The 13,669-nt window shown below is 62.8% G+C and carries 12 protein-coding genes and 1 pseudogene; 4 read left to right on the plus strand and 9 right to left on the minus strand.

Features of this window, described 5'->3' with window-relative positions; all coding sequences use genetic code 11:
- Nucleotides 1–266: 266 nt before the first annotated feature.
- Both GGD53_RS32115 and GGD53_RS11535 read left to right on the plus strand, forming a co-directional pair.
- The gene (locus tag GGD53_RS32115) at nucleotides 267–398 is read left to right on the plus strand and encodes a hypothetical protein (RefSeq protein ID WP_257784635.1); all 132 of its coding nucleotides are present in this window, start codon (nucleotides 267–269) and stop codon (nucleotides 396–398) included.
- On the plus strand, nucleotides 398–1,552 hold the full coding sequence (locus tag GGD53_RS11535) for a CpaF family protein (protein ID WP_246717755.1): 1,155 nt from the start codon (nucleotides 398–400) through the stop codon (nucleotides 1,550–1,552). The genes GGD53_RS32115 and GGD53_RS11535 overlap by 1 nt, the downstream gene beginning before the upstream one ends.
- A 65-nt stretch (nucleotides 1,553–1,617) precedes the next feature.
- Here the strand turns inward: GGD53_RS11535 and GGD53_RS11540 are convergent, their stop codons facing one another.
- Nucleotides 1,618–2,352 carry a class I SAM-dependent DNA methyltransferase gene (locus tag GGD53_RS11540; protein WP_184455979.1) on the minus strand — a complete coding sequence of 245 codons (735 nt, stop codon included), beginning with the start codon at nucleotides 2,350–2,352 and terminating at the stop codon, nucleotides 1,618–1,620.
- Nucleotides 2,353–2,398: 46 nt separating this feature from the next.
- On the minus strand, nucleotides 2,399–2,650 hold the full coding sequence (locus GGD53_RS11545) for a DUF1127 domain-containing protein (protein WP_184455981.1): 252 nt from the start codon (nucleotides 2,648–2,650) through the stop codon (nucleotides 2,399–2,401).
- Nucleotides 2,651–2,745: 95 nt separating this feature from the next.
- Here GGD53_RS11545 and GGD53_RS11550 point away from each other — a divergent pair, with 95 nt between their 5' ends.
- Together GGD53_RS11550 and GGD53_RS32120 are read left to right on the plus strand one after the other, a co-directional pair.
- On the plus strand, nucleotides 2,746–3,597 hold the full coding sequence (locus tag GGD53_RS11550; RefSeq protein WP_184455983.1) for a helix-turn-helix transcriptional regulator: 852 nt from the start codon (nucleotides 2,746–2,748) through the stop codon (nucleotides 3,595–3,597).
- Between the two features lie 20 nt (nucleotides 3,598–3,617).
- Nucleotides 3,618–3,782 (plus strand): annotated as a pseudogene (locus GGD53_RS32120) (carboxy terminal-processing peptidase); the annotation flags it as partial.
- 17 nt (nucleotides 3,783–3,799) lie between these two features.
- On the opposite strand, the gene GGD53_RS31650 reads toward GGD53_RS32120, so the two are convergent.
- From GGD53_RS31650 to GGD53_RS11585, 7 genes are all read right to left on the minus strand, one after another.
- Nucleotides 3,800–4,168 (minus strand): hypothetical protein, encoded by a 369-nt coding sequence (locus tag GGD53_RS31650; protein ID WP_184491528.1) that lies wholly within the window; start codon nucleotides 4,166–4,168, stop codon nucleotides 3,800–3,802.
- Nucleotides 4,169–4,191: 23 nt separating this feature from the next.
- Nucleotides 4,192–4,659 carry a hypothetical protein gene (locus GGD53_RS11560; RefSeq protein WP_184455985.1) on the minus strand — a complete coding sequence of 156 codons (468 nt, stop codon included), beginning with the start codon at nucleotides 4,657–4,659 and terminating at the stop codon, nucleotides 4,192–4,194.
- Nucleotides 4,660–4,679: 20 nt separating this feature from the next.
- A complete protein-coding gene (locus GGD53_RS11565; RefSeq protein WP_184455987.1) occupies nucleotides 4,680–5,888 on the minus strand; it encodes a hypothetical protein in 1,209 nt (402 codons plus the stop codon).
- 54 nt (nucleotides 5,889–5,942) lie between these two features.
- Complete coding sequence (locus GGD53_RS11570) at nucleotides 5,943–6,707, minus strand: TfuA-like protein (protein ID WP_184455989.1); 765 nt, start codon at nucleotides 6,705–6,707, stop codon at nucleotides 5,943–5,945.
- A complete protein-coding gene (locus tag GGD53_RS11575) occupies nucleotides 6,697–7,869 on the minus strand; it encodes a YcaO-like family protein (RefSeq protein ID WP_184455990.1) in 1,173 nt (390 codons plus the stop codon). The genes GGD53_RS11570 and GGD53_RS11575 overlap by 11 nt, the downstream gene beginning before the upstream one ends.
- A gap of 31 nt (nucleotides 7,870–7,900) precedes the next feature.
- Nucleotides 7,901–10,876: an ATP-binding protein gene (locus GGD53_RS11580; RefSeq protein ID WP_184455992.1), complete on the minus strand. Its 2,976-nt coding sequence runs from the start codon at nucleotides 10,874–10,876 to the stop codon at nucleotides 7,901–7,903.
- Nucleotides 10,877–11,018: 142 nt separating this feature from the next.
- Nucleotides 11,019–13,631 (minus strand): AMP-binding protein, encoded by a 2,613-nt coding sequence (locus GGD53_RS11585; RefSeq protein WP_184455994.1) that lies wholly within the window; start codon nucleotides 13,629–13,631, stop codon nucleotides 11,019–11,021.
- Between the last annotated feature and the right edge of the window lie 38 nt (nucleotides 13,632–13,669).

Genomic DNA, 13,669 nt, shown 5'->3' on the forward strand with positions numbered 1-13,669 from the left:
AGACATGCGGTTGGCGGTGGCGTTTTCACGCTAACCGACTGATTACACTATAATTTTTTTGGGAGAGGCATGTTGTGAGGCGGTTTTCGCTGATATCGTCAGCTGCTCCATTATTGGTCAATGGTTTCAAGGTGATAGAACAGGCGGAAGCAACGCGCCCATACTGTCGCGCGGGCGAGGGCGCCCCCATGGCGTTGCTTGCCGATCTGGATTAAGCTCGTCGTCAATATTGGGTATGGCCCGTCAGTCGTTCCGGAGACAAAACCATGGAAACGATGAGCAGCGTCTTGATACTTGCATTGGTCCTCATTCCACTGATGTTGTTCTTTCCGACTGCTGTCCAGATGATGGTAACGCTGTTCGGCATGAGCTCCGTCCTTGTCGGGATGCCGCTCTGATGAAAGCCGTTTCCGACGACGCTGCCGAACAGGCGACCTTCCAGGTTCTGACCCGGGCGCTGGACAAACTGCTGGCGCCGATCCGCTTCCTGCTCGAGGATCCGAGCGTTTCCGAAATCCTGATCAACGGAACCTCCGACATCTTCGTCGAACGGCGAGGCAAGCTCGAGCGTGCCGATACGCGTTTCGCCAGCCGCGAGGATCTGGAATCGGCGGCGCGCAGCATCGCGCAATTCTCAGGCAAGCGCCTGACGCCGGAGGAGCCGAGCGTCGAAGCGCGCCTGCCGGACGGTTCGCGCGTGCAGATGATCCAGCCGCCGGCCGCCCGCACCGGGCTCTGCATTTCCATTCGCCGCTTTCTGAGAGAACATCGCAGCATTCGCGACCTCGTCACCCAGGGCAGCCTGACGGAGGAGTCGCTGTCGTTGCTGCAGGCAGCGGTCGGGCTGCAGAAGAATGTCATCATCTCTGGCGGCACCGGGACCGGCAAAACGACGATGCTGAACGCGTTGTCGGAAGCCTTCGCCGATCATGAGCGTGTCATCGTCATCGAGGACACCTCGGAACTGCAGATCCGCAAGGAACACGTCGTCTATCTCGAAGTCACCAAGCCCGACAGGTTCGGTCGCGGCGGCGCCAGCATTCGTGAGCTGTTCCGCTCTTCCTTGCGAATGCGGCCGGACCGCATCATCGTCGGCGAGTGCCGCGGCGGCGAAGCGCTCGATATGATCCAGGCGATGACATCGGGCCATAGCGGCAGCCTTTCGACCGTGCACGCCAATACGCCCTATGACGCACTGCACCGGCTGGAAACCCTGGCGCTGATGTCGGATATCGACATGCCGCTGCGGCCGCTGCGCTCGCAGATCGCCTCGGCCGTCGACGTCGTCGTCCAGATTGCCCGATTCAAGCGCACCGGGCGGCGACGGGTGATCGAAATTTCCGAGATCAAGGGCCTGAATGATGACGGCCAGTATGTCGTCGAGAGCATCTACAAGCTCGACGGCGGCGGCCATTCGAACTCGGATGGAGAACTGCGCTGGACAGGCGCCGTGCCGAGCTTCGCCACGGAAGCCTTTGAGGAGCTGGGAACCGGCCTGACGGAGCTGCCGAGCTGGATGAAGCCCGCAGCGACCCCTCACCGGCCTGAGTAAAAAGGCGGGATCGGTCTCGCCGACCTCGACAGATCGCGAGCGACCTCGCCGTTCAATTCCCTGGCCTAACCTGCAATCTTCTGCCAGACGGAGACATGTCGATCGCTGACCTTTGTGAACGGCTCCTTTTTCCACCCGCCCCATCGGTCTTTGAGTTTCAGGCCGGCCAGCCGCGCCATCAGGTCGAATTCCGCCGGCCATGCATAACGAAACGGGACCGAGAACTGCCTGTAGTTTCCGTCCCGGATCCGGATGTGATGGGACGTGAAGTTTTGGCTTACCACGTCATACTCGTCGACGCCCCAATGGGTATCGGTTCGGTCGAACGCCAGGATCGTATCGCCGAGCGGAAGCCGCTGAAGCGGCGGGACGCCAACCTCGATCAGGAAGTGCCCGCCAGGTTCAAGGTGTGCGGCCGCATTCAGAAAACACGCGACCTGGGCTTCCTGCGACGTCAGATTGTTGATTGTGTTGAAAACCAGATAAACCAGGGAAAAGCGCCTCTCGAGACGGGTTGTCGCCATGTCGCCGATCACCACCGGAATGTCCGCGCCGCCCTCTTTATCGCGAAGGCGAGACACCATCGCTCGCGACAGCTCGATGCCTTCTACCTCCACCCCTTTGCGCGCGAGAGGGAGCGCCAGGCGCCCGGTCCCGATCGCGAATTCCAGCACGCCCCCGCTGCCGGCGAACTCGGCCAGGAGATCGACCTGGGGATCGACGACCTCCGGGGCCGAGATCCCGTCAGCGTCATCGTAGGTAGCCGCGATCTCATCGTCAAAAAAACCGTCGTCGTGCATCTTTCTTACCTCTCTGATAGCAGTTGCCTGAGGACCGGTCGTGCCATCACCTTGCCCGCCGCTTCGCGGGCAACGCGTCAATTGGTCCTAGCGATCGCGCCAGCTCGCCAATCTCGTGGCGGGCGACGCCGATGTCTTCCAGATCGCGGTCCGACAGCCACTCTAGTGCCTGTTCCGTTTCGCGCCGTTGCCACCAGCGGAGGAGCACGGGCGCTGCAAACCGCAAAGCTGCCATCTTCGTCAGAAGGCTGGGAGCAAAACGATCCGAAATTTCAATGTGCCGGAGTTCGAATGTCATAACCTACGTCCAAGTTGTGTTGCGGTGATATCAATCTAGCGAAATGCCAGCCGACGTGTTATCGGCAGTCTGTCAAAATATGTCTGTGAGACGCCATGATTGCCCGCGACAACCTGACCAACGTTCATCTGCCGGAAGACGCATTTGGAGATTATCCGCACACCGCCGTCGCTCAGGGTGGCGCAGAGCCCGCCGGGCGAACCTATTCTTTCCACGTGCACCACCGCGCTCAGCTTTTCCAGATCGTGCGCGGTTCGCTAAGGCTGGAGACCGAGCGGGGCTACTTCATCGTTCCGCCTGAACGGGCCGTGTTCGTGCCATCAGGCGTCCTGCACGAAGTGACATACCTGCAGGAGACGGAGCGCAGCTACATCTTCTTCCGGCCCGATGCGGTCGTGAACCTGCCCTCAGAGGTCTCAGTGATCGGTACGACGCCGCTCCTGCGCGAACTGATCCTGGCGTTCCTGGAGATACCGCGCGCGGAGGCCGGCAGTGCCCCTGCCGAACGGCTCGTCGCCGTCATTCTCGACCAGCTTCAGACGAGTCCGGTCGCGCCGCTGTCGCTTCCCTCGCCGGCAGCCGAACGCCTCCGCAGCATCGCTTCGGACATCCGCAACGAACCGGGTGCCGATTGGCCGCTCGATGAACTTGCCTCGCGTGCGGCCATGTCCGCCCGCAGCTTTCAGCGCCATTTCCAATCCGAGACCGGCATGAGTTTCCGCGCCTGGCGTCAGCAGGCGAAACTCCTCAAGGCAGTGGAGTGGCTGGCCGCCGGCCGCAGCGTCGGCGATATCGCCTTCTCGCTCGGCTACTCGGGCCCCAGCGCCTTCATTGCGGTGTTCCGGACGGCCTTCGGAGTCTCTCCCGGACAATACTTCCAGGAAACCTTTCCTAGCCCTGGTGCCGGATCCCCCGCGCCGCCGGCGCAATCACGCGCTTCTGGCTAAAAACGGCAAAGGCAGAGTCATCGCCCAATATCAGCCTGCGGGGACTGTCGGATCTCGCGAATTTCGGCGAGACTAGTTATGACAATGCTCTGCCATGGGCGGAGATCAAGCCGGCGAAATACGCGCCGGAAGGCGATGTCGCCGCCTTGCTGCCGGAGCTGCAGAGCCGCCATGATGCGCCGGTCGGGCGGCTTCCAATCCGCTACTTTAGCGCCGCGACCTCTCGCCTTAAAGCCGCGACCTCCTCCCTTAACTCCTCGACCCCTTTGGCAAGGTTGTCGAGATCCTTTGGCGATACGGCCCCTTCTTTAGGAAACGTAATTTTTCCACTCGCATCAAGCTCGCGCGGAATATTGTATTTGGAAGTACCATGTGCCGGATCATCGATATCGACACGACCTGCGCCGTCTCTAATCCCCACCGCTATCTCGAAGGTCGTCGGGGCAGCTATTTCAACCTCTTTGATCTCTTCACCCGTTGCTAAGTTCACGCAGGGTCTGTTGCTGAGCCAGTCTGTCGCTGTGAGCGCTGCACAGGCTTCCGATACGTAAACCTTGACTCTATAAGCCATAATTGTCCTCCCGTTGTTGCGAGCTAGTCGTTTTGCAGGCGGCCATTGCGATGCGCCATCCTCAACGTGATAGCGTAGGAGCTAGGGGATCTCTTCCCGGGCAGCTGCGAATCCAAGATAAGACTCCTGGCATCGGCAAAGGCCGTTGAGACTTCGAGGATTTGTTCAGACGCGGTGATCCGCCACATTTTGTAACCGAGGCATGTGTCAAAGCCGCAGCCGACCGCAGGCTCGGCATTCGGACCTGTAACAATAAAAATGCGAGTTGAATCCAGCCTGTAGCAGTGACCCTCGAAAGCGTAGCCATAAGCAAGCACCGTGGAGCCGATTATTGTTCCGGCGCGTAGTCTGATCTGGAGCTCCGTCGTTCCCGCCATCCCGACCTCCAGATGGGCAATGCCGAGGGCGTCATTCAAATCCACTCCATAGAGTATGATTTCATCCGCTACATAGTGAGGTCCAGAAGGTGCTGGAACGCTGTCGTCTGTCATCGATGCCTCCCGTCGTGTGGTTAAAAAATGCCGCGCCACCTCATGCAATCTTCAAGCTGGTCGAGATAAGCCACCCCGCGCCCGCGGCTCGCCGCCTCGAGGAGGGCCAAGGCCGCCGCTTCGAAGGTCAGGCTGTCGGGGTCGAGATATTTCCAGGAACGCAGTAGCGCTTCGCCGACAATGTCGCGCGCCTCCTGCAGGGCGGCCTTTACAGCGAAATGCCGCAGTTCATAGGATGCCGCCGGTGTCAGCAGCCCTTCTTCCATCAGCCTCGGCGCCATCTGCCGACGCAGATCGCTGAACCGCTTCGGATCGATGTCCGACAGCCCGCGCGCAAAAAGCAGCGACTGGTAGACCTCGATCAAGCAGTCGAACAGGCCTGCCGCAAAGGGTTTCGACTGGTCGTGCACTTCCCGGCTGACATCGCCGATGCGAAGCGAGTTGTTGAGCAACCGCAGCTGCTTCTCGTCGCTGAGCTCGGCGAATTTGTCGAGTTCGTTGTGCAAGAGCAGATTTCCGCCGGTGCGGCGCAGCAGCCGGTCGAGCGCCGTGTCGAAATGCAGCAGTCCAAGCAGCGAGATGAAATCGGCGATCGCCTCATGATAGGAAAAGAAGTCGCTGCCGGATCCGTCGCCTTCCAGTAACCCGAGTTCGCTCAGAAGAATGAGGTGGCCCATTTCGTGCGCGACTGCGTCGAAATTCAGCGCGAAACAGGATGCCGGGCGTTTGCCTTCGCTCTCGCCCAGTTCGAGAAAGCCGAAGCCGGATTGGGCGTTCTGCCAATGCGGGATGCGCGGAACAATTTCCAGCCGTTCCAGCGTCGGCTGGAAGAACCAGACGAGCGGGCGCCCGAGATAGCCCTCGCAGATGTCGAGGACGCGGCGGGCGCAGGCATAGCTATGGGTTGCAAGGAATGCCGGCGAGTCCGGCCCGATGTGATCAAAATGCCCGTCCGGGCCGGGCTCGGCCGGCGGGCGCAGCAGGCCGGGATAGGGCGGAATATAAGGCGCGGCATAGGGCGGTTTCGCTTCGACAGGGTTTGCCACATAGATCCTGTCGTCGGACGGCCCCGCCAGGATCGGCCCGGCCGAAGGTCCGATCCACACCACCTCGGGTTTTTCATAGCCGGGAATGAAGGAAGGCTGGGGAAAGACAAGGAAACGTGTCCCTAACGGCCGCTCTGCGGCTGCCCCGGTGCCTGTGCCCTCGTTCTGCGTGATGGCATCCAATGCTGCCCCCGCCGCTCGTTGCCCAACGTCAAGCGATCGTCGACTATACCAGTACTACGTGCCTTTCGGCAAGAGACTGTCGAGCATGTTGCAGTACTCCATGTCGTTGGCGAATGATTCCGTAAGTTCAAATTCGCAAGGAGTGGGCGTATTCGGCCGTTTGATCTTTTGGCCCGCGAGATATGTCAGCAGATTTACCGCCTCTGTCCGCTTCCGGCTTGTGGCGCCAATTTTCAGCCAGGTCTTTAGTGCTTGAAGCTGGTTGGCTGGGCACCGGTTGTTTTCAGCCGCCGCCAGAAGCCTGGAATATGATCTTTCGCTGAAGTGAATTGCGCGCGCCAGCGTTTCAAGCTGGTCTCGAAGCCGCCTTTGAATGATGCCGGCGCGTTCGGCTTTTCTGAGCGTCAGCCTGATGTCGATCAGAGCATCGCCCAATGCGCGTGATCCGAGTGCTGCGGGCGCCATCGGCACGGTGACATCGGCATCGTCGGCGAGCGGGTGCCGCCGGTACCAGCGGTAGATCATCCCATGGCCGATCATGCCCTCAGGCGCGAGTTCGGCAGCCCGCAGCGCACCGATGCTGGCGGCACCATAGACGCGCACGCCGCGCACCATTGCCCATAGAATTTCCTGGTGGCGAACCGCCGGAAGCTCCCCGAAGACGCCGTCGATCAGCACGATCGCCGCAGGCTGATGTCGCGCCACGGCCCGCACCACATCCGCGCATCCGACCGGAGGACGATAGATCGCGTCGAGATATGTCCGGGCCTCGGTCTCGGAAAGCGTGGGGCCGAGAAAAACCACGATATCACAGGGCAAGATCGGCCTCCGGATTGGTTTCCAGCGGCGGAGCAACCACCCGCACGACGTGGAGCGGCACGCGGTCATCGGAATGAAGAACCACCAGAGCGGCCGCCTGCGCGCCCGCCAGCTTCAATGCCTCGATCACCGTCCGGATGGAGCGGCTGCCGGCGGCGGACCCATCTTCGCAGACATAGGGTCGGCCGCCTCTTGTGAGCTCTCCGCGCCAGGCGGTTAATTCCGCGGCGTCGGCATGGCCGTAAAGCTCCGACCTGATATCGTCGCGCGCCGCTGAAATCACGCCGAGGCGGGACTGGCAGGCTTCGAGCAAGGCGCTCGTCAGCGCCCTGTCGTGGCTGAAATCGCAGCCGAAGCCCTCGGCCGGCAGCGGCGCAAAGGGGGCTCGGCTTGCATTTTCCATGACATGGCACCAATAGACCGGCAGCGCATGCGGCGTCGGGATTTGCCAGATCCCGACGACAAACCCTGCCTTGGACAGACGCCGGATGATCTCGCCGGCGCTGCCCCGTTGAACCGACCTACTGTCAATCTGGAAGCGGTCGAAGAAATGCGGCGTCTTCATCGCCGTGCAGCGGGCCTGCCGTTCCAGAACTTCGAGGCACGCATGCAGCACCGCGCCTTGAAGACTGGTGCCGGCTGCAAGCCCCGTCGTGTCGCGGGCGAGCCAATGGGGATGCGGCGACGGGACGATATAGGCGGAGTCCACAAGGGCGAGCGGGACGGCGATTTTCCGCCCCGAAAAGAGATCGAGCCCGTCAATCCAGGAAAGCGTCTCCGCGCCCCGGCCAGGGCCGAGGTGCGACCAGTCTCCCCGTTTGACGTCGCGCAGGCTTGCCGTGAAGATGCGCTCCGGCGCAATCCGCTCCGAAGCCCAGCCCTCGAGCGATTCCATCAGGCCCGATATCGCCGCTAAGGCAAAGGTCAGCCCCTTGCCCTGGCTGACCGCGACGGAGCGTGAGCGCGGCCGCACGACCTGGACGACCGGGATGCCGATCCGGTCGAGCCCGGTGATCGAACCCAGCCTGGTAATGCCGTAATCCTCTCTGCGTGCCAGGATGCGCCGCACCGTCTGCCCGGGATCGGGAGGCGAGGGGGCCTCGATATCCAGGACGGTATCAAGGATGATATCGAGGATATTATCGAGCCGCCCTTCGTCCATCGCATCCTTCCATCTCAGGCTACGGCCGCGGCTATGCGTCCAGGCTGCGCTTTGCCCTTGCCGCCAGCCAGGCGGCTTTCTGTCCCTCGGCGATCTGGACCGCGCGCGTCAGGTCTCTTCTTATCGATGACGGCGTTTCATTCAGATCGCGCCTCAGCGTCGCGCTGAGGCGATAAAGCTCAGCCAGCCAGAATGACTGGCCGCTGTTGCGGCCGACATTGATCGCATTCTGGATGGTCGCCAGCGCTTCGGCGGGCCTTCCGAGCCGCCGCAGCACCTGCGCATGCATGTCGCTGTGCATGGAAAAATTGTCGTCGGTGCCCAGTTGCTGCTGCAACAGCAGGCCGGCCTTGAAACGCGCCTCGCCGCGCGCTGCCGATGAGGTCATCAGCTCCGCCCAGCCGCAATACATATTGGCGCGCGCCTGGCTGGCGGCGAGCCCATGCCGCTCGGCAAGCGCCAGCATCCGTTCACCGAGCGCATGCACATCGTCATATCGGCTTTGGCAGCGGCGGAGCACGATGGCGTAATAAAGCGCATGCACCATGCTGCCGGCATGATCGATCGAACCAGCCCATTCCAGGCACTCGTTAATCGCAGTTTCGCTGGCCCCGGCATCGTCGAGCAGCAGATAGGCGAGGGCACTTTCGCCAAGTCCGCAGACCTTGGCGTCATGTCCGCCGAAGAAAGCGCGATGTCTGACCGCGCTTTCCGGATCGTAGAGCTTGAGGCCTTTGGCAACGCAATCGAGACAAAAGCCGTGCTCGCCGGCGTGGAAGCTGGTCGCCCAGCCGCAGTGATAGGATTGAAGCCTGGTTTCCCGATCCTCGACGGCCTGCATATCCGCCACGAGAATGCGCGCGCGTGATTGCTGCGTCAGAATGTTGGGCGCCGTGAACCACCATCCCCAATAGACCGGGAAATGGTTCATCCGCACGGCCGGCGGTTGTTTCTGCAGAAGCTGCATGGCGCGGGAATAGACCCGCCGCGCGTTCTCCGATCCCTCGCCTTCGAGTGCGCTCGCCACGACGCCCTGAAGTTCGCACAGGCTGAGGGCGAGCTCGGTGCGCTCTGGGTGGCGCCGGGAAAGGCTCGCCACCTCCCGCGCGCAGAGTTCGAGCGAGACGCTGGCCTCGTGCATGGCCGAGCGCAGAACGCTTGCTTCCGCCGCCGCCAGGGCAAAGCGGGCGGCGGCATCATGCAGACCGGCCTCGGCACATTGCCAGGCGGCGATCGCAGCCGGCAGGCTGGGCTTTGCTTCGGTGATCAGCCGATCGGCGATCCGCCGGTGGATGCGGCGCCGGTCGCTCTTCAGCAGGCTGCCATAGGCCGCCTCCTGCGCGAGCACGTGCCGGAATTGAAAGGAGCCCTGCGTGACGGACGAACGCTCGATGATACCCTCGGAAAGCAGCCGGTCGATATCGGCGTCGACGCTCCGGCGGCTGACGCCTTCAAGGAGGTAGATGAGCAGCGAGATGTTGAATTCGCGGCCGATGACGCTTGCAATCTGCGCCACCCGCCGTGCCGAACCGGTCGCAGCGAGCTTGGCGGACAGCAGATCGTTGAGCGAGGTGACGCTGCCGTCGCGCAGCAATTCTTTCCATTCGGACAAGGACTTGCCCAATGGCTGCCTTCCCTGGAAGAAATAGGCCAGTTCCTCCGCGTAGAGCGGCATGCCATCGCATTGATCGAGAATGAAATCCGAAAGCCCGGGCGGCGGATGCTCACGCCAGATCGAGGCGACGAGATCGCGAACCGCGGCAGAGCTCAGCCCCGACAGCTCGATCTCGCTTGCGACCGCGAGAGACCGCCTGATTCTCGATGTCTGCACCACGAGAATCGGCAGAGCGCCGGCCAGCGACCCCAGCCGGTCGATCAGTTCCAGCGTCATGTCGTCGGCCCAGTGAACATCCTCGAAGATGAGCAGCGTCGGGAAAGCCGGCGCCTTGCAGGTCAGAATCCCGGCCGCGGCGTCGATCACCTTGCGCCGGAACGCCAGCCCGGATGGGTCGGAGACGCGGATATTGCGCGACATTGGCAAGGAACGGTCGGCGGTGAATGAGAGGATCGCGTCGGCGACGGCGGCGTCCACCTCTCGGCCGGAGGCCTGAAGCGCCCGCATGAAGGTCTCACGGTCGCCATCCCTCAGAACCGAGGGCTCGACCAGCCTCTCGAGAAAAGAAACGAAGGGATGCAGGGGCTGGCTCTCCAGCCGCCTGCCGCACTGAAAGACCACCGTCTCATGGGCGGCCTGCCGCAGCCGCCCGGCGAATTCGCCAACCAGTCTCGATTTGCCGATGCCTGCCTCGCCGACGACGGCGATCGGGCTTCCCTTGCCTTCGAGCGCCGAATGCCAGGCGCCGGAAAGGGCGGCAAGCTCCTTTTCCCGGCCGCGGATCGGCCTGTCGCGCTCCTCAGACGGCGAAGCTTCGGGCGCTGACCGGTCACGCTCCTGCGGCCGCCAGAGCGCAATCGGATCTTCGAAGCCCTTCAGTCGTGCTGCGCGAACCAGCCTATAGTCGAATTTGTGCCGGGTGAGCCGAACTGTGGAATCAGCGACCAGCACGGAATTGGGCTCGGCCTCCGCCTGCAGGCGAGCTGCCAGCACCGGCGCCGTGCCGACAATCTCATCACCTTCCGTCGAGAAGACCACGAGACCGGTGGCGACCCCGATCCGCAGCTGGAAGGGCGTGCGCGCTTTGGTCTTGCTGCCGGCGGCGATGTGCAGCAGTTCCAGAGAGGCCTGCACCGCGCTTTCGGCGGCATCTTCGGATTGCTCGGGATATCCGAAGAAGCAGCATCCGCCATCGCCGAGCCGCTGATGAAGAAACCCGCCGTGTTTCCTTATGATCGTTTCGGCATTCTGATGTAACGCCGAAACCGATCGGAAGAATTTCTCCGGCTCGCTCCGCAATAGCAGTTCCGTCGAGCCGACGATGTCATAGAAAAGGGCAGTGACTTGTCGCCGCTCACCTGTGAACCGAATTCGCGCGTCGAGGGTTTTCATTTGCGGTCGCCCAACACCACAGAAGCCTTGTTCAGCACATCCGATTTAGTGCTTGCATGCAAGCTTTTCGTGCCGTGGCGCTAATATATCCGCTATTTCGCCTGATCAGCGTCAGCCCGGTCGTAGCCGCGCCGAAAACGGCTCAGGCCGTCTCTGCTGCCATGGCGCGCCCGCCCGTGCCGCGGGCCGTCGCCAACCCGCCCAGCAGATTGCGAAGATCCGCCGCGGTTCTGTTGGCGATGACGCCGAGCGCCAGGCCGCCTGAAATCGCCAGCAGATGAAAAAGGGGAGCCGGCAGCGCGGCCGCAACCGGTAGCATCAGCAGCTCCGGCACGAAGCGGTGCAGCAGGTAGGTCGGAAAGGCGGAAACGGCGACCAGCGTCACCAGGCGCCCCAGCCGCACCGGCAGGGGAATGCGCGGCAGGTAGAGCAGCGCCAGAAGTGCGGCGAAGATCGTCAGATATTTGATCGTCGTGCCGATCCAGAGCGTTTCCCAGAAGGCGAGATAACCGAGCACGGCGGCGGCAATGACCGTCAGGATGAGCCGTTGCGCCAGCTTGCCGGCAAGGCCGGCGCACCAGCCGAACAGGCCGAGATGCAGGCCCCAGTAGAGGGTGAAGATCTGCCGCCGGCCGATATCGAAGACGTGCGGCAGGCAAAAGCGCGCGGTGACCGCGAGCGCCAGCAGCGCCAGCGAGAAGGCGAAGGGTTGCGCCCGCGCCAGCCTGCGCACGTCAGGCACGGCGAAGACAAGGGCGAAGACGAGAAGCGTCTGCGCATAGGCCTCGATGAACCAGTAGAGATAGGGGAGCATCTCGTGACGCTCCGGCTCGGCATAGCCGAAATTGCCGGTCAGCGTCACCGAGGCCCAGGGAATGGTGCGCCAGGCGAGCCCATAGGCGGCGACGATCAGAAAATAGGGAATGAGAACATTGATGGCAGGCCGCAGCGCATGGCGGAAATTGCCGGCGAGGAAATGGCCGGACTGAAAGCGCGCCAGGCTGAAGCCGACGAGGAGCAGCATCACGCCCGATCCGCCGGGAATGGGCCAGAGCATCTCGTGATGGATGACGACGAGCAGGATGGCGATTGCCCTCAGAACCAGATCGGTCGGCAGCGCCCTCAACTCTGCGCTCCGGCCTGACGCGGTGGGCCGCGGGGCACTATCGAGATCGGCGATCCGCCTCTGCTCCCAGCCGTCCGGCAGCTCGACGCCAAGCCGGTCGAGCGCCATCGTCAATTGCAGGAAACGCAGCGAATCGCCGCCGAGCGAGACGAAGCTGTCGTTGCGGCTGACGGTATGGGGGTAAAACACCCCGGCATAGGCATCGAGCACGCTGAGCACAGCCGCACGGCTCGTCTCGCGCGCCGCCAGCATCTCTTCGCTAAGGGTCGCATAGTCGATCTTGCCGGAGGCAAGCCTCGGTAGCTCGCTTCGCACCCTGACGGTAACAAGGTTGGCCGGAAGATGGCTCGCCTCGACCAGCACCTGGAGCGCCCGGTCGGCATCACGCGCATCGGTCACAAAGGCCCGCAGGCCGTGATCGTCGCCGACGATGGCGGCCGCGATCCCAGCTTCGGCCAGAACCTGCTCCATGATGTCGAAGCCGATGCGGAGCCCCGCAATCTTGGCGAAACGGCTCTTGCGGCCGACGATCCGGAAGAAACCGTCCTCGTCGCGCATGGCGATGTCGCCGGTCATCAATGCCGCGACCTCGGGCCCGCGCTGAAGATCGGCGCGATCGGCGCCGTAGCCCATCATCACGTTCGGGCCGGCATAGACGAGCTCTCCGGCGACACCGGTTCGGTCGAGCGGACGCCCGTCATCGCCAACGAGGCTGAGGCTGCCGCCGGGAATGGCGATGCCGATCCGCTCTTCATCATCGCCCAGGCTCTCCGGCGGCACGAAGGCGATGCGGGCGGCGGCCTCGGTCTGGCCGTACATGACGAAGAAGCGGCCGCCATTGGCGCGCATATGGTCGCGGTAGAGGCGGATCAGTTCCGGCGCCAGCCGGCCGCCCGCCACCGTCATGAAGCGCAGCGTCTTCAGAGCCTTCGTGCGGAAACCGGTCTTTTCCATCAGCTCATAGGAATAGGGCACGCCCGAAAGATTGGTGCAGCCGCTTTCGCCGAGCAGTCTGGCAAAATCCTCGCTGACCACGGAGACATCAGGCATGAAGATGCTGCCGCCGGCAATGAGATGCGAATGGAGGACGGAGAGGCCGTAGGAATAGTGAAGCGGCAGGACGAGCGCGGTCCTGTCGGCAGCGGAGAGTTCGAGATAGGAAGCGATCGAGCGCGCATTGGCATCAAGATTGGCATGCGAAAGGCGAACGGCCTTCGCCGGGCCCGAACTGCCCGATGTCATCAGCAGCAGAGCGAGATCCGGATGCAGCGGCCCGCCGCTTTGGCTCGGCCAGGTTTCCTCGACGAGCCGCCAGCGGCCATCGGCCGGGCGGTAGGTGAAGTCGGGCTGAAAGGTCGACAGAAACTCTCGCCACAGCCTGTCGTCGCAGGGCGGCAGCATCGCCACCGCATGGCCGGCGCGCAAGGCGCCGAGATAGGCGACGATCGCATGTTCCGAGATCTCGGCCGAAATCGCCACAAGACGCTTTTGCCCGCCTCCCAGCCGCTCGGCAAAGCGCCGCGTCCGGGCGTTGAGATCGGCATAGGAGAGCGTCCGTCCGTCGGCGAAGACAAGGGCAGGGCGATCGTCGGCGCGAGCGATTTCGGAAAGCAGGGTGGCGGGGATCATGCTGACGTTTCGGATTGGCAGAAAACTGGTCGAAGCGC

This window comes from Rhizobium aethiopicum (genome assembly GCF_014197535.1).
Taxonomy (GTDB): Bacteria; Pseudomonadota; Alphaproteobacteria; order Rhizobiales; family Rhizobiaceae; genus Rhizobium; species Rhizobium aethiopicum_A.

Coding starts and splice junctions, on each gene's coding strand:
- GGD53_RS11585 (WP_184455994.1), bottom strand. CDS start 13,631: ATGATCCCCGCCACCCTGCTTTCCGAAATCGCTCGCGCCGACGATCGC.
- GGD53_RS11575 (WP_184455990.1), bottom strand. CDS start 7,869: ATGGACGAAGGGCGGCTCGATAATATCCTCGATATCATCCTTGATACC.
- GGD53_RS31650 (WP_184491528.1), bottom strand. CDS start 4,168: ATGGCTTATAGAGTCAAGGTTTACGTATCGGAAGCCTGTGCAGCGCTC.
- GGD53_RS11550 (WP_184455983.1), top strand. CDS start 2,746: ATGATTGCCCGCGACAACCTGACCAACGTTCATCTGCCGGAAGACGCA.
- GGD53_RS11560 (WP_184455985.1), bottom strand. CDS start 4,659: ATGACAGACGACAGCGTTCCAGCACCTTCTGGACCTCACTATGTAGCG.
- GGD53_RS11535 (WP_246717755.1), top strand. CDS start 398: ATGAAAGCCGTTTCCGACGACGCTGCCGAACAGGCGACCTTCCAGGTT.
- GGD53_RS11545 (WP_184455981.1), bottom strand. CDS start 2,650: ATGACATTCGAACTCCGGCACATTGAAATTTCGGATCGTTTTGCTCCC.
- GGD53_RS11540 (WP_184455979.1), bottom strand. CDS start 2,352: ATGCACGACGACGGTTTTTTTGACGATGAGATCGCGGCTACCTACGAT.
- GGD53_RS32115 (WP_257784635.1), top strand. CDS start 267: ATGGAAACGATGAGCAGCGTCTTGATACTTGCATTGGTCCTCATTCCA.
- GGD53_RS11580 (WP_184455992.1), bottom strand. CDS start 10,876: ATGAAAACCCTCGACGCGCGAATTCGGTTCACAGGTGAGCGGCGACAA.